The organism is Pseudonocardia sp. ICBG1034, assembly GCF_020131375.1.
GTDB classification, from domain to species: domain Bacteria; phylum Actinomycetota; class Actinomycetes; order Mycobacteriales; family Pseudonocardiaceae; genus Pseudonocardia; species Pseudonocardia alni.
In genome coordinates this window covers 146,476-166,971 of sequence record NZ_JAHLEK010000019.1, presented here as the reverse complement: position 1 = coordinate 166,971, position 20,496 = coordinate 146,476, and the positions used below count along the sequence as shown (strand labels likewise).

The 20,496-nt window shown below is 73.3% G+C and carries 23 protein-coding genes and 1 tRNA gene; 13 read left to right on the top strand and 11 right to left on the bottom strand.

From position 1 onward, the window contains the following. Nucleotides 1-26 precede the first annotated feature (26 nt). From KPF22_RS20885 to KPF22_RS20875, 3 genes are all read left to right on the top strand, one after another. A complete protein-coding gene (locus tag KPF22_RS20885; protein ID WP_100880121.1) occupies nt 27-356 on the top strand; it encodes an antibiotic biosynthesis monooxygenase in 330 nt (109 codons plus the stop codon). 193 nt (nt 357-549) lie between these two features. Further along, the gene (locus tag KPF22_RS20880; RefSeq protein WP_224403072.1) at nt 550-1,491 is read left to right on the top strand and encodes a hypothetical protein; all 942 of its coding nucleotides are present in this window, start codon (nt 550-552) and stop codon (nt 1,489-1,491) included. Nucleotides 1,492-1,693: 202 nt separating this feature from the next. After that, complete coding sequence (locus KPF22_RS20875; protein WP_062401525.1) at nt 1,694-3,100, top strand: glycine--tRNA ligase; 1,407 nt, start codon at nt 1,694-1,696, stop codon at nt 3,098-3,100. 64 nt (nt 3,101-3,164) lie between these two features. Here the strand turns inward: KPF22_RS20875 and KPF22_RS20870 are convergent, their stop codons facing one another. The 4 genes from KPF22_RS20870 to KPF22_RS32260 form a co-directional block, all read right to left on the bottom strand. Further along, complete coding sequence (locus KPF22_RS20870; RefSeq protein WP_073577983.1) at nt 3,165-3,365, bottom strand: hypothetical protein; 201 nt, start codon at nt 3,363-3,365, stop codon at nt 3,165-3,167. Nucleotides 3,366-3,452: 87 nt separating this feature from the next. Beyond that, entirely contained in the window at nt 3,453-4,442 is a 990-nt protein-coding gene (locus KPF22_RS20865; RefSeq protein WP_208824226.1) for a CNNM domain-containing protein, read from the bottom strand. Beyond that, complete coding sequence (locus tag KPF22_RS20860; protein ID WP_208824228.1) at nt 4,439-5,860, bottom strand: hemolysin family protein; 1,422 nt, start codon at nt 5,858-5,860, stop codon at nt 4,439-4,441. Before KPF22_RS20860 ends, KPF22_RS20865 begins: the two co-directional genes overlap by 4 nt. Further along, nucleotides 5,857-5,985, bottom strand: a complete 129-nt coding sequence (locus KPF22_RS32260; RefSeq protein WP_255625041.1) for a hypothetical protein — start codon at nt 5,983-5,985, stop codon at nt 5,857-5,859. The genes KPF22_RS20860 and KPF22_RS32260 overlap by 4 nt, the downstream gene beginning before the upstream one ends. A gap of 154 nt (nt 5,986-6,139) precedes the next feature. Here KPF22_RS32260 and KPF22_RS20855 point away from each other — a divergent pair, with 154 nt between their 5' ends. The 4 genes from KPF22_RS20855 (at nt 6,140) to KPF22_RS20840 (ending at nt 10,348) form a co-directional block, all read left to right on the top strand. Beyond that, entirely contained in the window at nt 6,140-7,219 is a 1,080-nt protein-coding gene (locus tag KPF22_RS20855) for a C4-dicarboxylate ABC transporter (RefSeq protein ID WP_224403071.1), read from the top strand. 80 nt (nt 7,220-7,299) lie between these two features. Next, a complete protein-coding gene (locus KPF22_RS20850; protein ID WP_224403070.1) occupies nt 7,300-8,346 on the top strand; it encodes an XdhC family protein in 1,047 nt (348 codons plus the stop codon). Nucleotides 8,347-8,435: 89 nt separating this feature from the next. Further along, nucleotides 8,436-9,053, top strand: coding sequence for a YdcF family protein (locus KPF22_RS20845; RefSeq protein ID WP_062404469.1), 618 nt, complete (start codon nt 8,436-8,438; stop codon nt 9,051-9,053). Then, nucleotides 9,050-10,348, top strand: a complete 1,299-nt coding sequence (locus KPF22_RS20840; RefSeq protein ID WP_224403069.1) for a deoxyguanosinetriphosphate triphosphohydrolase — start codon at nt 9,050-9,052, stop codon at nt 10,346-10,348. Before KPF22_RS20845 ends, KPF22_RS20840 begins: the two co-directional genes overlap by 4 nt. Nucleotides 10,349-10,412: 64 nt before the next feature. Here KPF22_RS20840 and KPF22_RS20835 read toward each other — a convergent pair whose 3' ends face one another. From KPF22_RS20835 to KPF22_RS20825, 3 genes are all read right to left on the bottom strand, one after another. Next, a complete protein-coding gene (locus KPF22_RS20835) occupies nt 10,413-11,195 on the bottom strand; it encodes an HNH endonuclease family protein (protein WP_224403068.1) in 783 nt (260 codons plus the stop codon). 266 nt (nt 11,196-11,461) lie between these two features. Further along, complete coding sequence (locus KPF22_RS20830; RefSeq protein ID WP_208824234.1) at nt 11,462-11,908, bottom strand: Hsp20/alpha crystallin family protein; 447 nt, start codon at nt 11,906-11,908, stop codon at nt 11,462-11,464. Nucleotides 11,909-12,019: 111 nt separating this feature from the next. Continuing rightward, complete coding sequence (locus tag KPF22_RS20825) at nt 12,020-12,403, bottom strand: helix-turn-helix domain-containing protein (protein WP_224403067.1); 384 nt, start codon at nt 12,401-12,403, stop codon at nt 12,020-12,022. Nucleotides 12,404-12,547: 144 nt separating this feature from the next. On the opposite strand from KPF22_RS20825, the gene KPF22_RS20820 reads away from it, so the two are divergent. From KPF22_RS20820 to KPF22_RS20800, 5 genes are all read left to right on the top strand, one after another. Beyond that, nucleotides 12,548-12,931, top strand: a complete 384-nt coding sequence (locus tag KPF22_RS20820; protein WP_208824238.1) for a hypothetical protein — start codon at nt 12,548-12,550, stop codon at nt 12,929-12,931. Between the two features lie 69 nt (nt 12,932-13,000). Continuing rightward, entirely contained in the window at nt 13,001-13,984 is a 984-nt protein-coding gene (locus tag KPF22_RS20815) for a DMT family transporter (RefSeq protein ID WP_224403066.1), read from the top strand. A 10-nt stretch (nt 13,985-13,994) separates the two neighbouring features. Next, nucleotides 13,995-15,863 carry a DNA primase gene (gene dnaG / locus KPF22_RS20810; protein ID WP_208824242.1) on the top strand — a complete coding sequence of 623 codons (1,869 nt, stop codon included), beginning with the start codon at nt 13,995-13,997 and terminating at the stop codon, nt 15,861-15,863. Continuing rightward, nucleotides 15,860-16,372, top strand: a complete 513-nt coding sequence (locus tag KPF22_RS20805; protein ID WP_208824244.1) for a hypothetical protein — start codon at nt 15,860-15,862, stop codon at nt 16,370-16,372. Before dnaG ends, KPF22_RS20805 begins: the two co-directional genes overlap by 4 nt. Continuing rightward, the gene (locus KPF22_RS20800) at nt 16,369-17,142 is read left to right on the top strand and encodes a trans-aconitate 2-methyltransferase (protein ID WP_224403065.1); all 774 of its coding nucleotides are present in this window, start codon (nt 16,369-16,371) and stop codon (nt 17,140-17,142) included. The genes KPF22_RS20805 and KPF22_RS20800 overlap by 4 nt, the downstream gene beginning before the upstream one ends. Nucleotides 17,143-17,190: 48 nt before the next feature. Here KPF22_RS20800 and KPF22_RS20795 read toward each other — a convergent pair whose 3' ends face one another. Further along, nucleotides 17,191-17,388, bottom strand: a complete 198-nt coding sequence (locus KPF22_RS20795) for a hypothetical protein (RefSeq protein ID WP_073577971.1) — start codon at nt 17,386-17,388, stop codon at nt 17,191-17,193. A gap of 174 nt (nt 17,389-17,562) precedes the next feature. On the opposite strand from KPF22_RS20795, the gene KPF22_RS20790 reads away from it, so the two are divergent. Further along, nucleotides 17,563-17,634, top strand: a tRNA-Asn gene (locus tag KPF22_RS20790). Nucleotides 17,635-17,698: 64 nt separating this feature from the next. Here the strand turns inward: KPF22_RS20790 and xerC are convergent. Genes xerC through KPF22_RS20775 form a run of 3 tightly spaced genes read right to left on the bottom strand, consistent with a single transcriptional unit; the run spans nt 17,699 to nt 20,429 of the window. After that, complete coding sequence (gene xerC, locus KPF22_RS20785) at nt 17,699-18,874, bottom strand: tyrosine recombinase XerC (protein ID WP_224403064.1); 1,176 nt, start codon at nt 18,872-18,874, stop codon at nt 17,699-17,701. Continuing rightward, nucleotides 18,874-19,062 (bottom strand): AlpA family transcriptional regulator, encoded by a 189-nt coding sequence (locus KPF22_RS20780; RefSeq protein WP_224403063.1) that lies wholly within the window; start codon nt 19,060-19,062, stop codon nt 18,874-18,876. The genes xerC and KPF22_RS20780 overlap by 1 nt, the downstream gene beginning before the upstream one ends. Continuing rightward, nucleotides 19,059-20,429, bottom strand: coding sequence for a replication initiator (locus KPF22_RS20775; RefSeq protein ID WP_224403124.1), 1,371 nt, complete (start codon nt 20,427-20,429; stop codon nt 19,059-19,061). Before KPF22_RS20775 ends, KPF22_RS20780 begins: the two co-directional genes overlap by 4 nt. Between the last annotated feature and the right edge of the window lie 67 nt (nt 20,430-20,496).

The following is a 20,496-nucleotide window of genomic DNA, read 5'->3' as shown; positions in this document are numbered from 1 at the left end:
GTAGGCGTGTTCGTTATCGTCGCGCCGTGCTGCTGGTCTGCCGCTTCCGCGTGTCCCCCTCCGAGGAGGCCGCGTTCACCGCGCGCGCGGCCCGCGCACTGGAGCTCCTGGCCGCCCGGCCGGGCTGCCGCGGGGGTGAGGCGGGCCGGGCGATCGAGGATGCCGGGCAGTGGGTCCTGACCGTCCGCTTCGACTCCGTCGACGCCTACCGGCGCGCCCTGGGGCCGTTCGAGGTCCGTGAGCACGTGCACCCGCTGCTGGCCGAGGCCGACACGACCACGGAGGCGACCTACGAGTCCCTGATCACGGTGACCGCCGGCGCCGCCCCCGTCCACCACCCCAGCCTGCTGAGCTGACCCCCGACCTCGCACATCGTCCTGCGGCCTCGCAGCCGCTGCAGACGGTGCGAGGTTGCAGGAACGTGTGCGAGGTGCGGCGGGGGCCGGGTTGTCCACAGCACGCGCTCGACGCCCGGCGCGAGCCGGGACCGTCCACGGCCGGACGGGTGACGGGCTTCCCCCGCTCCCGGTGCACGGCGACGGTGGGGACATGGACCCCGACCCGCGACCGGCGCACGGTTCGCCCGCCCCCGTGCTGGGCCGGGACCTGGTCGCGGCGGGCGTGGGCGCCGACGAGCTCCGCAGGCTCCGGGCCTCGGGCCGACTCGTCCGACTGCGCCGCGGCGCCCACGTCGGAGCCGGTGACCTCGGACCGGTGGAACGACACCGGCAGTCGGTGCGTGCGGCGGTCCGCACCCTGTCCCCGGACGCGGTGTTCAGCCACGTCTCGGCGGCCGTGATGCACGGGATCGGGCTGTGGCGGGTCCCGCTCGACCGGGTGGAGGTGACCAGGAACCGGCGCAGCGGTGCGCGGACGGCGCCGTCGGCGCGGGTCCACGCGGCGACGCTCGCCGCGGACGAGATCACCGTCGTCGACGGCGTTCCGGTGACGACGGTCCCGCGCACGGTCGTCGACCTGGCCCGCGCTCTGCCCTTCGTCGTGGCGGTCGCGGCCACCGACGCGGCGCTGCACGCCGGAGCCGTCACCGCCGACGAACTCGCTGCCGCCGTGGCCCGGTCCGCGCGACGTCCCGGTACCCCGGCCGCCCGCCGGGTGCTCGCCGCGGCCGACGGCGGCGCGGACGGCCCGGGGGAGACCCGCAGCAGGCTCCTCCTCCACTCCTGCGGCCTGCCCGCACCGGCCACCCAGCAGGAGCTGCGGGATCCGGCGGGACGGTTCCTCGGCCGGGTCGACTTCTGGTGGGAGCAGGCCCGGGTGGCGGGGGAGTTCGACGGGCGCATCAAGTACGGCCGGCGGCTCGACCCCGGCGGCGACCTCGAGGAGGTCCTGTGGCGGGAGAAGCTGCGGGAGGATGCGATCCGGGCCGAGGGAGTCGCTGTGGTGCGCTGGGTATGGGGCGACCTGCGCAGCGCGGCGTCGTTCGCCCCGACCGTCGCCCGCCTGCACCGTGCCCTGGACCGTGCCGCGTGAGCGCTCGACCTCGCAGACCGTTCTGCGCCCTCGCAGCCTCTGCAGGGTGTGCGAGGTCGCAGGAACCTGTGCGAGGTCGGCCGGTCGGAGCCACCGCGGCGGGGGTGGGGCGGGGCAGGGGGTGGGGATGCGCGGCGGGTCGGTAACCTGGGACGCCCCGTATCCGGGGGACCTCCGAACCACCTTCTCTGGAGTGCCGCCAGTGGCCAGCAAGCCCACCTCCGCCAAGATCGAGACCATCGTCGCGCTGACCAAGCGGCGCGGATTCGTCTTCGCCTCCGGTGAGATCTACGGCGGTACCCGGTCGGCGTGGGACTACGGGCCCCTCGGCGTCGAGCTGAAGGACAACATCAAGCGCCAGTGGTGGAAGACCATGGTGACCGGCCGCGACGACGTCGTCGGCCTGGACTCCTCGGTCATCCTGCCGCGCCAGACCTGGGTCGCGTCGGGCCACGTCGGCACCTTCTCCGACCCGCTGGTCGAGTGCGAGTCCTGCCACAAGCGCTACCGCGCCGACCAGCTCGCCGAGGAGTTCGCCGAGCGCAAGGGCCGCGACCCGGAGCAGGCCGACCAGAACGACCTCTCCGAGGTCCCCTGCCCGAACTGCGGCACCCGCGGCCGGTTCACCGCGCCCCGCGAGTTCAACATGATGCTCAAGACCTTCCTCGGCCCGGTGGAGTCCGAGGAGGGGCTGCACTACCTGCGCCCGGAGACCGCGCAGGGCATCTTCGTGAACTTCCTGAACGTGCAGACGACCTCGCGCAAGAAGCCGCCGTTCGGCATCGGTCAGATCGGCAAGAGCTTCCGCAACGAGATCACCCCGGGCAACTTCATCTTCCGCACGCGCGAGTTCGAGCAGATGGAGATGGAGTACTTCGTCGAGCCCGGCAGCGACGAGGAGCTGCACCAGTACTGGATCGACGAGCGCACCCGCTGGTACACCGACCTGGGCATCTCCTCGGAGAACCTGCGGCACTACGAGCACGCCAAGGAGAAGCTCTCCCACTACTCGAAGCGCACCGTCGACATCGAGTACCGGTTCAACTTCACCGGCCAGGAGTGGGGCGAGCTCGAGGGCATCGCGAACCGCACCGACTTCGACCTCACGGCGCACTCGAACCACTCGGGCGTCGACCTGTCGTTCTACGACCAGGCCTCCGACACCCGGTACAAGCCGTACGTGATCGAGCCCGCCGCCGGCGTCGGCCGGTCGATGATGGCTTTCCTCATCGAGGCCTACACCGAGGACGAGGCGCCGAACGCGAAGGGCGGCGTCGACAAGCGCGTCGTGCTGAAGCTCGACCGCAGGCTCGCCCCGGTCAAGGCCGCGGTGCTGCCGCTGTCGCGCAACGCCGACCTCTCGCCCAAGGCGAAGGACCTGGCCGCGCAGCTCCGGAAGAACTGGAACGTCGACTTCGACGACGCCGGCGCCATCGGCCGCCGGTACCGCCGCCAGGACGAGATCGGCACCCCGTTCTGCATCACGGTCGACTTCGACACCCTCACCGACCAGGCGGTGACGATCCGCGAGCGCGACTCGATGGCACAGGAGCGGGTCGCCCTCGACCAGGTCGAGACCTACCTGGCGACGCGCCTGCTCGGCTGCTGAGCAGACTCCGGACCCACGAACGCCCCCGCCCGGGACCCGGGCGGGGGCGTTCGTCGTGAGTGGGTCAGCGCCGGTAGGCCAGCAGCTGCACGCCCAGCTCGGACTCGGCGCGGCGCACCTCCTCCAGCTGCTCGGCGGTCAGCGCGGCGTAGGGCGACTCGGGCCGGTAGGCCACGAGCGGTCCGCCGATGCGGTCCTCGAGCTGCTTGAGCCTGGCCAGCGCCGTGTCGTCGAGATCGGCGGGACGCAGCGTCGGAGCGGTCATCACAACCTCCGTGGGTGATCGGGAGGCGACCCAGAGTAGGACCGCCCCGGACCGGGCGCAGCTCGGGTACCCGGTCCGGGGTCGCTCCTACACCGGCTCGGGGAGGAGCCGTTCCACCAGGTCGGAGAGGGTGACGATGCCGACCGGGCGGTCGTCGGACTCCACCAGCGCGAGGTGCGCACGCTGCTCACGCATCGTGTTCACCGCAGTGTGGTACTGCGTGTCCGCCGACAGGGTGAGCACCGGGCGCATCAGGTCCCGGGCCCGGGTCCCCGGGGCCCGCGTCAGGGTGTCGCGGACGTGCACGTACCCGATCGGTGTGTCGCCGTCGCGGACGACCAGCCGGAGGTGACCGGTCCGGCGACAGGTCGCCTGGATGGCGGCGACGTCGTCGTCCGCGGCGACCCCGGAGGGCTCGCGCGCGAGCTCGCCCAGCGGGGTCCGCTCCAGCTCCAGCGCCGTGACCAGCTGGTCACGGCGCCCCTGGTCCAGGGTGCCGGTCTTCGCCGAGTGGTCGACCAGCTGGCGCAGGTCGTCGGCGTTGCGGCCCGAGGCCATCTCGTCCACCGGCTGGACCCCGCACAGCCGCAGGCAGCGGTTGGCGGCACCGTTGAGCAGGAGCAGCACCGGCCGGGCCACCACCATGAACCCGCGCATCGGGATCGCCAGCATGATCGCCGAGCGCTCCGGGTGCGAGATCGCCCAGGACTTCGGCGCCATCTCCCCGACGACCAGGTGCAGGAACGTCACCACGATCAGCGAGATGACGAACGACGCCACCCCGGCGACCCCGGCGGGGATGCCCCAGCCCTCCAGGACCGGGCGCAGCGCGTAGTCCACGGCCGGCTTGCTGATGGCGCCCAGTCCCAGCACGCACAGCGTGATGCCGAGCTGGGACCCGGCGAGCAGCACGGAGATGTCCTTGGAGCTGCGCAGCGCGGCCCGGGCGGCGGCCGAGGTCTGTGCGGCCTCCTCCAGCCGGTAGTTGCGAGCCGCGATCAGGGCGAACTCGATCGCGACGAAGAAGGCGCTCGCCCCGATCAGGACGATGGTCGCGATGATCTGGAAGGCACTCATGCCCGCACCTCCCGCTCGTCGCTGTCCTGCTCGGAACCGGCGGTCACCGGTCCGGTCCACTCCAGGCGGACCGCCGACGGGACCCGCCGGTCGACCTCCTGCACCACCAGGCGCAGGGCGCGGTCCTCGTCGTCCGGGCTCTCGGCCGGGATCGTCACGACGACCGCGTCCCCGGCGTCCGGCAGCCGCTGCAGCTCGGCCATCACCAGACCGCCGACGGTCTGGTAGTCGCCCTCGGGCAGCTCGGCGTCGATCAGCCTGCCGACCTCGTCGACGTGCCGGTCACCCGGCACGACCCAGCCGTCGTCGGACCGCAGTGCCTGGTCCGTCCCGGCCTGGTCGTGCTCGTCGGTGATCTCACCGACGAGCTCCTCGGCGACGTCCTCGACGGTGATGACACCGGCGAGGCCGCCGTACTCGTCGAGCACGCACGCGAGCTCCTCGTCGTCGGCACGCAGCTGGGCCAGCACCTGCGGCAGCGGCAGCGACGAGGGCACCAGCACCGGGGCCCGCATCAGGTCCGACACCAGCACCTGGTCGAACGGCCGGTCGTCGCGGTCGGCGAGGGCCAGCACGTCCTTCAGGCAGACCACGCCCACCAGCTCCAGCGCGTTCTCGGTGTCCGTCGCCTCGGCGGGCGGCCCGAGCACCGGGTACCGCGAGTGCTGGACGGCCATCTGGCCGACCAGGCTCTCGACGGTCGCGTCGGCGCGGACCCACGACACCCGCGGCCGCGGGATCATCGCGGCCCGCGCGGTGCGGTCGCCGAAGTCGACGGCGCGGTCCAGCAGCACCGCGAGCTCCGGGTTGAGGTCACCCGAGTCCTTCGAGTCGTCGATGATCGCCTCGAGGTCGCGCGGGGTGGCCGAGTGCTCGACGTCGTGCACCGGCTCGATCCGCAGCGCGCGCAGCAGCAGGTTCGAGGCCGCGTCGAAGATCCGGATGATCCACCCGAACAGCGCCAGGTAGGTCTTGGTGGACAGCGCCAGCCAGCGGGCCACCGGCTCCGGCCGGGCGATCGCCAGGTTCTTCGGGAACAGCTCGCCGAACACCATCTGGACGACGGTGGCGAACAGCAGCGCGATCACGGTGCCGATCGCGACACCGACGCCGAGCGGGACGTCGACCAGGCCCAGCAGCTCACCGATGCCGTTACCGATCAGCGGCTCGGCGACGTAACCGACCAGCAGACCGGTGACGGTGATGCCGAGCTGGGCGCCCGACAGCATGAACGAGGTGCGACGGGTGATGTCGAGGGCTCGGGACGCTCCGGTGTCGCCCTCGGCCGCACGGGCCTTGAGCCGGGAGCGGTCGACGGCCATGTAGCCGAACTCCTGGGCCACGAAGTAGCCGGTCAGGGCGGTGATCGCGAGGACCACCAGGATGCCCAGGAGGATGCCGAGGATCGTGCCGATCACCGGGAGGTCACCGCCCGGGTCTCGGGCCCGGCCGGGATGTGCACGGCGTGGGCGGGGACGAGGACGATGCGGGGTCGCCGGCCGTCACGGGGACGGTCGGCGCGCGGACTGCAGGTGGGGTCCATGACTCCTGACTCGCGGTCTGATGGGTGTTCGACGCGTACAACGCGTGCCGGAATCGTACGGTTCCGGAACGCAGCCGTCGCGGTGGTCACCCTGTGATAGCCCGAACGGCGGTACCGGTGTTTGGTGCAACGCCGGAGCGGGTCTTCCCCGTCCGTGATCACGTCTCGCCTGGACCAGGCCGGTCCGCCCTGGTTCGGGGCGGTGATGGGGACCGGGATCGTCGCGGTCGCGACCACCTCGTTCCCGGTGCCGGTGCCGGGTCTGCGTGTCGTGGGGACCGTGCTGTGGCTGCTCGCGGCGGCGTTGCTGGTGGCGCTGGGCGTGCTGGTCGTGCGGGCCGGGGCGGCGCGACGACGGCCTGGTGACCGTCCCGACCCGTCGGACCTGCCGTTCCTCGGTGCGCCCGGCCTGGGGATGCTCACCGTCGGCGCGGGGGCGGTCGAGCTCGGTCCCGGCCTGCTCGGCGAGCCGGCCGCGGCCGCACTGAGCTGGACGTTGTGGTCGTCGGGCACCGTGGTGGTGCTGGTCGTCGCGGTGTGGGTGCCGTTCCGGTGGATCAGCAGGCCCGGATCGGCCACCGATCCGGCGCCCGCCTGGATCATGCCGGTGGTCGGGCCGATGGTCGCGGCCGCCGACGGCGCGCTGCTGATCGGACACACCCCGGGCCCGGCGGCGGCGTCGACGATGCTGCTGGTCTGCGTGGCCCTGTTCGGGCTGGGCGTGGTGTCGGCGCTGGCCCTGCTGCCACGGGTGCTGGCCCGGCTCGGCACAGCCGGGCTCGCCCTGGCCGACACCCCGACCGTCGTCATCGTGCTGGGGCCCTTCGGGCAGTCGGTGACGGCGGCGAACCTGCTCGCGGGACAGGCGCAGGGGCTGCTGCCCGAGCCGTTCGCCGGCGTCGCGATCGGTGCGGGACTGCTCTACGGCGCGCCCGCCTGGGGCTTCGCGGTCGGCTGGACGGTGCTGTCGGCGGTGCTGATCGGCCACGCCCTGCGCCGGGGGATGCCCTTCAGCGCCTCCTGGTGGGCGGTGACCTTCCCGTTCGGCACCCTGGTGACCGGCACGAACGCGCTCGCCGCGCGGACGGCGCTGCCCCCGGTCGTCGGGGCGGCGGTGGTGCTGTTCGCGGTACTGGTCCTGGTCTGGATGGTGGTCGCGGCCGCCACCGTGCGGTCGGCACTGTCCGACGTCGCCGACGAGATCGGGCCGGCGCGACGGTCGGTACGGGCCTGACCCCGGACACGGTCCTCGTGGGCGGCGCGCTGTGGCCCGTTCTCAGCTCACCGTCAGGCCCCGTCGCTACCCTGGCGACCGTGAGCACCTCGGCGACCTCCTCCGCGGCACGGCCACCGGCCGACCCCCGTCGTGACCTGGGCGCGGCCCTGCGCCGCTGGGCGGTGACCGGCGGCCCGGGGATCGGCGTCGTCCGGGTGCTCGACCGGCACGGGTTCGGCTCCGTCGAGTCCGGCCAGCTGGTCGCGGGCACCACCGACGGCGAGGTCGGCGGCCTGCTCTACCTCGGCGCCCTCGACGACTCCGCGCATCCGCTCGCCGCCGAGGCGGCGTCCGGGACGGCCACGGTGCGCGAGGCGCACGTCGGGGAGTCCTCCGCGGTCGCGGCCGGGCTCGCCTGCGCCGGTGGGGCGACGCTGCTCGCCCACCCGCTGCCCGCTGCTCCCGCCGCCGCGCTGGGGGAGGCGCTGGAGGCCGGTCGGCCCGCCGCGCTGCTGTCGGTCGTGGACACCGGCGCGGCCCTCGTGCTGACCGGGCCCGGTCTGGAGGAGTCCACCGGTGACCTCGGCCGGGTCACCGCCGCGGCGGCCGAGCAGGCCCGCGCCCTGCTGCGCCGCGGCGCCACGGCCACCGAGCGGCTCGACGTCGACGGCACCGCGGTCCTGGTCGACCTGCTGGTGCCGGTCCCGTCGGTGCTGGTCGTCGGGGAGGGTGCGCTCGGGGCCGCCCTGCACGCCCAGGCGGGCCTGCTCGGCTGGAGCGCCCGCACCGTCACCACCGTCGACGACGCGCGCGCCGCCGTCGCCGCCTTCACCGAGGCCGACGTGCTGGTGCTGCTCGACCACGACCCGGCCTTCGACGCGGCCCTGCTGGACGGCCTCGCCCACGGCCGCGGGTTCCTCGGGGCGCTCGGGTCGCGGCGCACCCAGGCCGCGCGCCGCGAGCGGCTGCTCGCCGCCGGGGTCACCGAGGACGCCCTGGCCGCGGTCCACGGGCCGGTCGGTCTCGACCTCGGTGCCCGCACCCCGGCCGAGACCGCGGTGTCGATCGTCGCCCAGGTCGTGGCGCTGCGCGCCGGGCGCTCGGCGTCGGCGCTCGCCTCCTCCGCCGGTCGGATCGGCGGATGACCGGCACGTCGTCGCGGCGCGGGCTCGGCGGCGCACCGCCGGAGCCCGGTCCGGACCGGCGCACCGTGCGCCGCCCGGTGCGGACCGGCATGACCTGGGGGGCGCGGCTGCTCGTCGGCGGGCTGGTCATGCTCGTCGCGGTGGTCGGGGTGACCGCGCTGCGGGTCTGGCAGGTCGCCCGGGTGGACGACCAGCGCCCCAGTGACGCGGTCGTCGTGCTCGGCGCCGCCCAGTACAACGGCGAGCCCAGCGCGGTGCTGGCCAACCGCCTCAAGCACGCCGAACAGCTGTGGCGCGACGGCGTGGCCCCGCGGATCGTCACCGTCGGCGGCGGGCGGACGGGGGACCGCTACACCGAGGCCGAGGCCAGCCGGGACTGGCTGATCGAGCAGGGCGTGCCGTCCTCGGCGGTCGAGGCCGTGCCCGAGGGCGCGGACACGCTCGGCAGCCTGCAGGCGGTCGCGGCGACCGCGCGGCAGCAGGGCTGGTCCTCGGCGCTGCTGGTGTCCGACCCGTGGCACAGCCTGCGGGCCCGCACCATGGCCCGCGACGCCGGTCTGAAGGCCTACACCTCCCCGACCCGCAGCGGCCCGATCGTGCAGACCCGCGAGACGCAGCTGCGCTACATCTACCGCGAGACCGGTGCCCTGTTGTTCTACGAGCTGACCCACGCCTCGGTCGACACCGCGAGCAGCGGTCTGGGATGAGCGTCCAGCACGCCCCGGCCGATCCGGGTTACACCGCCGCCGACGCCGAGCGCCGCCACCCCGAGGCCCCGAAGGGGTCCGGGCTGGGGGAGCGCGGCCGCGTCGAGCGGCGCAGCCCCTACTCCCGGGACCGGGCCCGGGTGCTGCACTGCGCGGCGCTGCGCCGGCTCGCGGGCAAGACCCAGGTGGTCGGGCCGGGGGAGGGCGCCGAGGTCAGCGGCATCCCGCGGACCCGGCTGACGCACTCGCTGGAGGTCGCCCAGATCGGCCGCGGCGTCGCCGAGGAGCTGGGGCTCGACCCGGACGTCGTCGACGCCGCCGGGCTCGCCCACGACATCGGCCACCCGCCGTTCGGGCACAACGGCGAGCGGGCGCTCGACATCGCGGGTGCGGAGTGCGGCGGGTTCGAGGGCAACGCCCAGACCCTGCGCATCCTGACCCGCCTGGAGCCGAAGGCCCGTTCCGGTGACGGCCTCGTCCCCGGTGGGCTCAACCTGACCAGGGCGACGCTGGACGCCGCCACCAAGTACCCGTGGGCGCGCCGCGGCGCGGAGCGCAAGTTCGGCGCCTACGCCGACGACCTGCCCGCCCTGGAGTGGCTGCGCGCCGGGGCCCGGCCGGGGGTGCGGAGCATGGAGGCCCAGGTCATGGACTGGGCCGACGACGTGGCCTACTCGGTGCACGACGTCGAGGACGCGGTGCACGCCGGCCGCATGGACCTGGCCGTGCTGTCCTCGCCCGCCGAGCGCGCGGCGCTCGCGGTGGAGGCGTCGCTGCGCTTCGGCGAGGACGAGGGCGCCTGCGCCGAGGCCGCCGCCCGGCTCGACTCGCTGCCGGTGGTCCGCGCGGTCCGCGGGTTCGACGCCGCCACCGCCGCGGGCGACGACCTGGTCGCGATGAAGCGGATGACCTCCGAGCTGGTGGGCCGGTTCGCGCTGGCCGCCACCGACGCGACCCTGGACACCTACGGCGACGCACCGCTGGCCCGGCACCGCGCCGACCTGGTGGTCCCGGTCGTCGCGGCGGCGGAGGTCGTGGTGCTCAAGGCGCTGGCCACCCGCTACGTGATGAGCGACCCGCGGCGGCTGGAGATGCAGTCCCGCCAGCGCGACCTGCTGTACGACCTCGTCGCGGCGTTGTGCGCCCGGGGGCCCGACGCCCTGGACCCGGCCCGCGCGGAGGACTGGACGGCCGCCCCCGACGACCGGGCGCGGCTGCGCGTCGTGATCGACCAGGTCGCGACGCTGACCGACCCGCAGGCGCACGCCTGGCACCGCACGCTCTGCCGACCCTGAGACCACACCGGCCCCGGGACGCCGACGGCCCCGCCGTCCGGTCGGACGGCAGGGCCGGCAGAGGTCAGCGCAGGGTGATCGCGGGCTTCGCCGCGTCGGCCTCGCTGGTGACGGCTCGGGTCGGGCAGGTCCCGAGGACCCTGTCGATCGCGTCGCGCTCGGCGCCGGTCACCCACAGCTTGTACTTCTTCTTCACCGCGACCTGCCGCGCGACGTAGGCGCAGCGGTAGCGGCTGTCCGGCGGGAGCCAGGTCGCGGCGTCGCCGTCGCTCTTGCGGCCGTTGGTCGGGCCGTCGACCGCGATCAGGTTCAGCGGGTCGTTCCCGATCTTCTCCCGGGTGGCCGCGTCGAGCTGCTGGGCGCCCTTCTGCCAGGCGTCGGACAGCGCGACGACGTGGTCGATCTGCACCTTCTCGCTGGTGCCCTGGCCGCGGGTGAACGCGATGGTGGTTCCGGTGTAGGGGTCACGCAGCGACCCGGTGAGCACGACGCAGTTGTGCGTGCCGGCCTTGAACGTCTCGCGGTCCATGTCCCGGGCGAGGACCTGGTTGCGCTGGTCGCAGCCGTCGCGGTCGATGTCGGTCCAGGTGCGCCCGAACTGCTCGCGGTTGTAGCCGGTCTTCGGCGCCCGGCCCTTCACCGCCAGCGTCCTCAGCGTCGTCGACGCGCTGCCCGCGGCCGCGCCCTCCACGGTGCCGGGTGTCGCCGGCGCCGCGACACCGACGTCGACGACGCCGGTGTCGAGTGCCGCGTCCAGCACGTCCACGAACGACCCGGGGGATCCGCACCCGGCCATCACCAGCATCGTCGCGAGCAACCCGGCGACCCGCACACCTCGAACACGCACACCGGAGATGTTCGCGAATGCGAACGCCGGAACCACGTCAACACGCCGCGTGTTCGTCACTCAGGGTGAAGAGACTTGCCAGGAAGAGGCCGGTCCGTGCGCAGGGTCGGGCCGTCGGTGGATCCGTGATCACGCTCATCGACCTGCGGTCCACCACTGCCGGGGTGGGAGGGGGCACGCCCGGGCTACGCGTGCTCGTCGCGACGGCGTCGCCGGCCGGCCGGCCCGCCGCCGGGCCCGGCACACGGCCGGGCCCGGCGGCGGGGTCAGGCGTTGATCGCCGGCCGGTCGGAGTCGTGCCCGGACTCCACGGCGATCGTCCGCGGCTTGGCCGCCTCGGCGACGGGGATGCGGATGCGCAGCACCCCGGCGTCGTACGACGCGTGGATGGCGGACGTGTCGAGGTTGTCGCCGAGGAGCAGCTGACGGGCGAACACGCCGTAGGCCCGCTCGGAGGCGACCCACTCGACCTGGTCGGTGGTCCCGGTGTGGGTGGGCCGGCGTTCCGCCTTGACCGTCAGGGTGCTGCGCTCGACGGAGAGTTCGACGGCGTCCGGGTCGATGCCGGGCAGGTCGAACTCCACGACGAACTCGTCACCGTGACGCCAGGCGTCCATCGGCATCGCCGCCGGGCGCGACCAGGTGCCGCCGGACTCGAACGCCTGCGCGGCGAGCCGGTCCAGGGCCCGGAACGGGTCGGTACGCAGCAGCATCGTGAACCACTCCCTTCCAGCCGTGCCGGTTCGCGACCGGTCGGCTGACTCCTCGTCGTCCTTCGTCGGGTCGGTACTCCGGAGAGGAGCTCCGGATATCTCCAGTTATAGCTAGAGATTTTCTGTTGTCAAGGAGTTCGGGCGGGCGTCGGCGCCGAGCTCGGTCTGCAGCTGCGCGAGCTCCGTGCGCAGGCGCTCGATCTCGCGGTGCGCGGCGCCGAGGCGGTCCTCGCTGTCGGCGAGCTCCCCGCGCAGCCGGTCGATCCACGACGCCGACCCCAGCGGGTGCCCCTCGTCCAGCAGGGTGCGCAGGCGGGCGGCCTGCTCCAGCTGGTTGCGCGAGTAGCGGCGGTGCCCGCCCGCGGAGCGGTGCGGATTCACCACGCCCGCGCTGTCCAGGCTGCGCAGGAAGGCGGGCTCGACCTCCAGCAGGTGCGCGGCCTGGCCCATCGCGACGGTCGGGTAGTCGGGGTCGTCGAGTCGGTCCAGTGCCATGGTCGGTCCTCCCTCGCGGTCCGCGGCGCACTCCTGGGCGCCCGGGCCGATCCTCCGTCGATCCCGAGTGTAGCCACCCGATGGCGAAAATCTGACCTGTGCGCTAGAGATATGAGTGAGACGACGATTCGGGAGGAGAGCGTGATGAACGAGAGCAGGGTCCGCACCGACCGTCCCCGGGAGGACGTCCTCCGCGTCCGCGTGGAGGGCGAGCTGGATGCGGCGGCGGGCGCGTCGCTGTTGCGCCAGGTCGACGCGCACCTCGCCGTCGCCGGCGCCGGCTGGGTGCCGGCGCGGCACGTCCTCGTCGACCTGGGCACCGGGGTCACCGCGCGCGGGGCGCGGGCGCTGCACCACCTGCGGCACATGGCGCGGAACCGTGGCCTGGACGTCCGGCTGATCGGCGCCGCACGCGTCGCGCCGCGCATGGTGCCGGGCGCCCGGGCGGTCCTGCACGGGATGCGCAACCACCCGGACCTGGCCTCGGCGCTCGCCGAGCTGGAGCCGCCGGCCGTCGTCGCGGCCTGACCGGACCTCGGGTGAGGCTCCCGCCACCCCGGCTTGCCCCGATCGTTAGCACTGCGATGGAGTGAGGGCGTGACCTCCTCGCGTTGGCTCGTCCCGGTGCTGGCCGTGCTCTTCGTCCCGCTGTGGGCGTCCGGCTTCATCGCGGGCAAGATCGCGACCGGGTCGACCGACGTGCCCGCGGTCCTGTTCTGGCGGTTCGTGATCGCGCTCGTCGTGATGCTCGCCGCGGTCGCGGTGCTGCGACCGGGCCTGCCGCACGGCCGGGCCTGGCTGCACCTGGCGGTCACCGCGTTGCTGCTGCAGGTCGGGCAGTTCACCTTCGTCTACAGCGGGCTCGCCTCGGGCGTCCCCGCCGGGCTCTCGAGCCTCATCCTCGGGATGGCGCCGCTGCTGGTCGGGCTCCTGACCCCGTTGCTGCTGGCCACCCGTCTGGGCGTCGGACCGGTGCTGGGCCTGCTGATCGGCGCCACCGGCGTCTACGTCGTGCTGGCCGACGACCTCGGCGCCGGTCTCGGCGGCAACCTCGTCTTCCCGGTGCTGGGCATGCTGTCGCTGGCGGCCGGCACGCTCTACCAGAAGCGGTTCAACGACAGCACGCCCGTCGTGACCAGCGTCGTGGTCCAGATGGCGACCTCGCTGGTCGCGACCCTGGCCGCCTGGCCGTTCCTCGGTGCGGACTGGCTGCCCCGCGCGCCGTCGGGCTGGGCGGCCGTGGCCTTCCTGGGAGTCGTGAACTCGGCGGGCGCCTTCGTGCTGATGTTCGTGCTGCTGCGACGCCGCTCGACGGTGTTCGTGTCGTCGCTGCTCAACCTGGTCCCGGCGACGACGGCGCTGGTCGCCGTGCCCGTGCTCGGCGAGCCGCTCACCGTGCAGGCGGTGCTGGGCCTGGGCATCGCCCTGGTCGGCATGTTCGTCGGGCTGGGCCGGGTGCCCGGTCTGCGCGGCCGCCGGGTGGTCGCCGACGCGGCCGTCGCCGCCCCGTCCGGTCAGCCGGACGGACACACCGTCGCACCGGCGGCGGGCGGACCGGGGCGCCGGGCCGGAGGCGCCTAGACTGGCCGGCGTGGCAGGACGGATCCGGGACGCCGACATCACCGAGGTCCGCAACCGCACGCGGGTCGAGGAGATCGTCGAGGAGTACGTGGCCCTCCGCCGCGCCGGGGCGGGCTCGCTGAAGGGCCTCTGCCCGTTCCACGACGAGAAGTCGCCGTCGTTCACCGTCCGCCCCTCGCACGGCACGTTCCACTGCTTCGGCTGCGGCGAGCACGGCAGCGTCATCGACTTCGTCATGAAGATGGAGGTCATCGGGTTCCCCGAGGCCGTCGAGCGGCTCGCCGAACGGTGCGGGGTCCGGCTGACCTACGAGGGCGGCGGTTCCTCGGTACAGCGCGACCGCGGCACCCGCAGCCGCCTGCTGGAGATCAACAAGAAGGCCCAGGCGTTCTACGCGGAGCAGCTGGCCACCCCCGCCGGACGCGCGGGGATGCAGTTCCTCGCCGACCGCGGCTTCGACGCCGCCGCGGCCGAGAAGTTCGGTTGCGGCTACGCCCCGGCCGGCTGGGACACCGTCACCAAGCACCTGCTGGCGCTGGGCTACCAGCTCGACGAGCTGATCAAGGCCGGTATCTCCAAGGAGGGCCGCCGGGGCGCGATCGACCGGTTCCACCGGCGTCTGCTCTGGCCGATCCGGGACCTGGGCGGCGACGTCGTCGGGTTCGGCGCGCGCCGGCTGTTCGACGACGACGGCATCGAGGCCAAGTACCTCAACACCTCCGAGACGCCGGTCTACCGCAAGACCCACGTGCTGTTCGGCCTCGACCAGGCCAAGCGGGAGATCGCGAAGACCCGGCAGGTGGTGGTCGTCGAGGGCTACACCGACGTCATGGCGATGCACCTGGCCGGGGTGACCACGGCGGTCGCGTCCTGTGGCACGGCGTTCGGCACCGAGCACGTGTCGGTCATCCGCCGGCTGATCGGCGACGACTCCTTCGACCGCGGTGAGGTCATCTACACCTTCGACGGCGACGCGGCCGGACAGAGCGCCGCGATGAAGGCGTTCGAGGGCGACCAGAACTTCGCCGCGCAGACCTTCGTCGCCGTCGCCCCGGACGGCCAGGACCCCTGCGACCTGCGCAACAACCACGGCGACGCCGCCGTGAAGGACCTCGTCGCCCGGCGCGAGCCGCTGTTCGAGTTCGCCATCCGCACCGAGCTGCGCAGCCACGACCTCGCCAGCGCCGAGGGCCGGGTCGCGGCGCTGCAACGGACCGTCCCCCTGGTGGCCCGGATCAAGCGGGAGGACCTGCGCGACGAGTACGCGCGCCGGCTGGCCGGCTGGGTCGGCTGGGACGACATCGCCGTCGTCGTGCGACGGGTGCGCGAGAGCGCCGGGGTGCCGCCCGAGGGGGGCCGCTCCCGGCGTCGCGCCCCGCTGCCCGCCCCGAGACGTGACGACACCCAGCTGCACCTGCAGCGCGAGGCGCTCAAGGCGGCCCTGCAGATCCCCGGCGTCGTCGGGCCCGGGTTCGACGAGCTGCCCGAGGCCGGGTTCACCCACCCGCAGCTGGCCGCGGTGCACCGGGCGATCATGGCCGCGGGCGGGGTGTGCGCGGGGCTGGACGGCTCGGACTGGCTCGACGCCGTCGTCGCCGAGGGTGCGGGGGACGACGTGAAACGCCTGGTCAGCGAACTGGCCGTGGAGGACCTGGAGCTCCCCAAGCGCAACACCGACGAGGTCCGCTACGTCAACGGCGTCCTCGCCGGGGTCCGGCTCGGCCTGGTCGAGCGCGAGATCGCCGACCTCAAGTCGCAGCTGCAGCGCACCAACGCCGAGACCGACCATGACGAGTACATGGACCTGTTCGGCGTGCTCGTCCCGCTGGAGCAGTACAAGATCCAGCTGCGTGAGCAGGCGTCCGGGGTCGCGTCGTGACGGGCCTCTGGGCGCGGCTGCTCGGCCGCGAGCCGGTGCCCGACGCGGTCGCCGCCGCCCTCGCCGACTCCGAGGCCGTCGTCGCCACCGCGCAGGCCCCGGACGGGATGCTCGTGGTCACCTCGTGGGGGATCTGGCCGCCCGGTGGGGAGCGGCTGGGCTGGCACGAGATCGCGAAGGCCACCTGGGACAAGGTCAGCCTGGTCGTGACGCCGACCTCGGCCGAGCAGATCGCCCCCGGCACCGAGCTGCTCGCCGACGGGCGCCCGCTGCGGTTCCGCCTCGTCGAACCGGGGAAGGTGCCGCAGGCCGTGCAGGAGCGGGTCACCCAGTCCATCCGCACCCGCAACCGGCGTGAGCTGCCCGGGGGAGGGGTCTGGGTGCTGCAGCGCCGGGTCCCCGGCCGCGACGGGCTGGTGCTGCAGGTCCGGCCCGACCCGGGGACCGACCCGGTCGCCGCCCGGAGGCTGGCGGAGGGCATCGCCGCACGACTCCCGGAGGAACCGTGACCACGACCAGCTGGGACCCGGAGCTCTACCGCGCCTTCGACGACCACCGCTCGCGCCCGTTCCTGGACCTGCTGGCCCGGGTGGGGGAGACCGATCCCGCGCTGAACCGGGTCGTCGACGCCGGCTGCGGCCCCGGCCACCTGACCGGGCTGCTCGCCCGGCGGTGGCCGACGGCGACGGTCGAGGCGTTCGACTCCTCCCCGGACATGGTCGCCGCGGCCCGCGCCGCCGGCGTCGACGCCACGCAGGTCGACGTGCGCGACTGGACCCCGCCCCGCGACACCGGGGTGCTCGTGACCAACGCGGTGCTGCAGTGGGTGCCGGAGCACCCCGACGTGCTGCGCCGCTGGGTGGCCTCGCTCGCGCCCGGCGCGTGGATCGCGGTGCAGGTCCCCGGCAACTTCGACGCCCCCTCCCACGTGCTGACCCGCGAGGTCGCGACGCTCCCGCAGTGGCGGGACCGGATTCTGCTGCGCGGCACCGAGACCGTGCTCGACCCGCTCGGCTACGCCGACATCCTGGCCGCCGCGGGCGCCGATGTCGACGCCTGGGAGACGACCTACCTGCAGCGGCTCGACGGCGACGACGCGGTCCTGCGCTGGATCTCCGGCACCGCCCTGCGCCCGGTCCGCGACGCCCTCGACGACGACGCCTACGACGCGTTCGTCCGCGAGCTCGCGCCCCGGCTGCGGGCGGCCTACCCGCCGAGCGCCGACGGCGGCACCTGGTTCCCGTTCCGCCGCGTCTTCGCGGTGGCCCGCACACGCTGACCCGCCCGTCCCGTGGCCCGGCGACGGGCCACGGGACGGGACGAGCCCTCAGTGCCCGGTGTTCTGGCCGCCGCGCACCTTGTCGAGCGCACCCTCGACACCCGCCCGCGCGACGCCCGCGGCGCCCTGCACCGCGGGGTGGTCCGCCGCCCGGTGATAGGCACGGACGAGCTGTTCGTAGCGCTCGTGACCGGCTCTGGTGCCGAGGACGTACCCGACGGCGACACCCACGAGGAATTTGACCATTCCCCTCACCTCCGACCGCGACCGTACCCGGCCCGCAGCCGTTGTCCGACCGCCACCCGGATGGGGCTCCGACCTGCGGGAACAGCGGCCGAACGGGGGGTTGCGAGAGGGCTGTCGGGGGTGTTGTAGAGTTCTTCTCGTCGCCGGGAACACCACCTGGAACGGCATGAACGGTCCTCCGTAGCTCAATGGCAGAGCACCCGACTGTTAATCGGGCGGTTATTGGTTCGAGTCCAATCGGAGGAGCATTTCCCGAGGTCAGTACCTTGACCCGGGTAGCGACTCAAGATCGACCCCCAGGAAACCCCCACTAATGGGTTCCGGGGGTCGATGTCGTTCCGAAGACCTCCAGGACCTCCCTGGCTCCGGTCGCGGCCACCTTGCGGCCGAAGTAGAAGTCCTGCGTCATCGAGATCTTCGAGTGGCCGAGCTGGTCCGCGGCCTGGCGGGCCGAAAGTCCGGCGTCGTCCATCAGCGTCGCGACCGTCTTGCGGTACACGTGCGAGGTCACCCAGCCGAAGCCCGCCCGAGCGAAGATGTCCCGCAGGTCCGCCTGAGTGTTCGACGGATCGCGCAGCCCACCCATGACGGCCGAGAACACCGGGTCCTGCCCGTCAGCGTCTGGGACGGCGGACCGGCGCTCACGAAGCATCGTCAGCGCCCAGCTCGACAGCTCCAGCGTCCGGTACCCACTCTTGCTCTTCGGCTTCCACTTGATCGACAAGCCCTGACCCTTGATGCGGATGACGGTGCCCCGCACCTCCACGGTTCCGGCGTCCAGATCAAGCGCATCCCAGGTGACCGCGGTGGCCTCGCCGATCCGCAGGCCCGTCGCCAACATGAAGTCGGTCAGCTCGACCAGGTCGAGACCGCGGCACTTCTCGTCCTCGTGCAGCTTGGCCCGCAGCTCAATCGCCTCCGGGAGCGTCAGCGCCCGCGTGGACGACCGGTCACTCTCGATCCGTCCGACGTCGCGCACCGGGTTGCGATCCATCGCGTCGTGGCGCACCGCGAGCCCGACCATGCCGCTCAGCACCGTGCGCACGGTCTTGGCCGCCGCGGTCCCGTGACGGTCGTGCACCTCGATCACGAACCGGTCGAGACGGCCGGTGCTCAGTTCCCGCACCCGTAGCCGTCCGAGCCCATCACGCACATGTCGCTCGAACTGGAGACGGTAGAGCCCGAGCGTGTTCGGCGACCGCTTACCCAGCGAGACCGCCCGCTCGATCTCCGACAGCCACAGCTCGCCCAGCTCACGAACCGTCGAGTTCGCGGAGATCTCCCCGCCGCGCGTCGCACGACCCCGGTCACGAAGCGCTGCGAGCAACGTCTGCTCCGCGCCGGCCGAACTGGAACCCACCCGCTCCACGTGCCGAATGACGCCGTCGTGGTCGCGGAACTGCGTCCGGGCCCGGTACCGCTTCGGGCTCAGCTTGTAGATCCGGATGCGGCCGTGCGTGCCGATCGGCAGGGGAGGGCGTGCCATCACGCCACCTCGTCCCGCAGCGACGCGACCCACTCGCGGACGTCGTCGGGGATGTAGCGGACGTGCTTGCCCATCCGGCGGCCCCGGGGTCCGTAGCCCTGGCAGCGCCAGCGGTAGAGGGTCTGGACGGGGATGCCGAGGTACTCGGCGACATCCTTGACGCCCCACAGCTTTTCGATCCCCTTCATGACGTCCTCCCGAGGTGTGTGCCGTCGGTGCTGCGGGTCTGGCGTTGCTCGCGTCGGCGTTCGGCGATGCCGAGTGCGATCTCTCGTTCCGCGTCGTTCCGGTGCCCGATGTGCACGACCGACCAGTCGTTGACCACCAGCACCGATCCGGGCTCAGCCAGGGTGTCGAGAGCGGCCAGGGTCTCCCCGAGCCGGTAGGTGCGCCGGTCCCCGCGGATCGCACCAAACGTCGTCGAGTACGCCCGGGACTTCGTCAGGAAATGCCCGCGGAAGCCGAGCATGTGCGCCCACCGGCGCAGGTTCAGCCCCTCGTACTGCTCCTGGCCGCCGAGCTCCCACGCGGTCTCGATGAGCCGTCGGTGGTGTGGGGTGAGGTCGAGGTGGGCGAGGTGGGCGATGTCGCGGATCGGGCGGTCGGTGGCTTCGGACTTGCCGGTGCCCTTGGTGGCGTACTTGGCGACGTAGGCGGCCAGGGCGTTGTCGGTGATCTCGCCGTCGTCGTTCTCGAGCGCGGCCGCGGTGGTGGAGGTGATGGGCCGGATGTCGACCTGCGTGCCCCACGCCAGCGTCTGCGGGGTGCCGTCGGGCCGGTCCACGGTCAGCGACACGTCGTGTGCTGCGTCCCGGATTGCGGCGTGGAGCGCGTCGGTGGTGATCCCGGCGGGTGGGGCGGTCCAGGGCCCGTCGGGGCCGTCCAGGCGTACGACGGCGTGGAAGTGGACCAGTCCACGGCGCTGGTACTCCGCCACTTTGGCGTAGGACAGCCGGGCGTGGTCGCGGAAGTCGCGGACCCGGACGCCGAGGATCTGGGCGAGGAGGCGGCGGAGTCGGATGGCGAAGCGGTTCCACAGGACGCCGGAGTGGGCCTGCCAGAGGACCGCGCCGATGTAGTCGTGGGTGTCGGGGTTGAGGGCGGTACCCACTCTTGGGTCGTCGCGGTGGTGCTTGTCCCCGCAGCGACAAGACACGACGAGGCCACGGGCGGTGACCCGGCGGGTGTGCACCGGCCCGAACGACGGCGCGGTCAGCGTCACGAACAGCCGCGGGTGTGCTGCGGCGGTGTCCGGGACGCCCTTACCGCCTGCCATCCCTGAACGCAGCAGGTGATAGGCGTCCGAGGCGTAGCGATCCGAGCAGGCCGGGCACACGCTCGCGCGCCTGTTCCCGCACGGGGCCAGGATCTCGCCTTCCCGCTCGGCCAGGACGGTGCCGGTGGCACGGTCGTAGATCCGCGAGGAGCCGGTCAGGTGGATCGGTGCGGCGCAGCCGCCGATGGCGGTGACCTCCCGTCGCCAGGTCTGGAAGCCGTCGGAGCGCAGCAGGTAAGACAGGTCGTGGTCGTGCTGGGTGGTCGTGACAGCCGTTATCACGGCATCCCTCCCGGGGATGGTTCGTGGCGGTGGGTTGGGGTGGCGCCGGCCTCGCCGGGATCTG

Excerpts from the sequence above, each read along its gene's own strand:
- KPF22_RS20880 (WP_224403072.1), top strand. The coding sequence starts at position 550 with ATGGACCCCGACCCGCGACCGGCGCACGGTTCGCCCGCCCCCGTGCTG.
- KPF22_RS20870 (WP_073577983.1), bottom strand. The coding sequence starts at position 3,365 with ATGACCGCTCCGACGCTGCGTCCCGCCGATCTCGACGACACGGCGCTG.
- KPF22_RS20865 (WP_208824226.1), bottom strand. The coding sequence starts at position 4,442 with ATGAGTGCCTTCCAGATCATCGCGACCATCGTCCTGATCGGGGCGAGC.
- KPF22_RS32260 (WP_255625041.1), bottom strand. The coding sequence starts at position 5,985 with ATGGACCCCACCTGCAGTCCGCGCGCCGACCGTCCCCGTGACGGCCGG.
- KPF22_RS20845 (WP_062404469.1), top strand. The coding sequence starts at position 8,436 with ATGACCTGGGGGGCGCGGCTGCTCGTCGGCGGGCTGGTCATGCTCGTC.
- KPF22_RS20840 (WP_224403069.1), top strand. The coding sequence starts at position 9,050 with ATGAGCGTCCAGCACGCCCCGGCCGATCCGGGTTACACCGCCGCCGAC.
- KPF22_RS20830 (WP_208824234.1), bottom strand. The coding sequence starts at position 11,908 with ATGCTGCTGCGTACCGACCCGTTCCGGGCCCTGGACCGGCTCGCCGCG.
- KPF22_RS20825 (WP_224403067.1), bottom strand. The coding sequence starts at position 12,403 with ATGGCACTGGACCGACTCGACGACCCCGACTACCCGACCGTCGCGATG.
- KPF22_RS20820 (WP_208824238.1), top strand. The coding sequence starts at position 12,548 with ATGAACGAGAGCAGGGTCCGCACCGACCGTCCCCGGGAGGACGTCCTC.
- KPF22_RS20795 (WP_073577971.1), bottom strand. The coding sequence starts at position 17,388 with ATGGTCAAATTCCTCGTGGGTGTCGCCGTCGGGTACGTCCTCGGCACC.
- xerC (WP_224403064.1), bottom strand. The coding sequence starts at position 18,874 with ATGGCACGCCCTCCCCTGCCGATCGGCACGCACGGCCGCATCCGGATC.
- KPF22_RS20780 (WP_224403063.1), bottom strand. The coding sequence starts at position 19,062 with ATGAAGGGGATCGAAAAGCTGTGGGGCGTCAAGGATGTCGCCGAGTAC.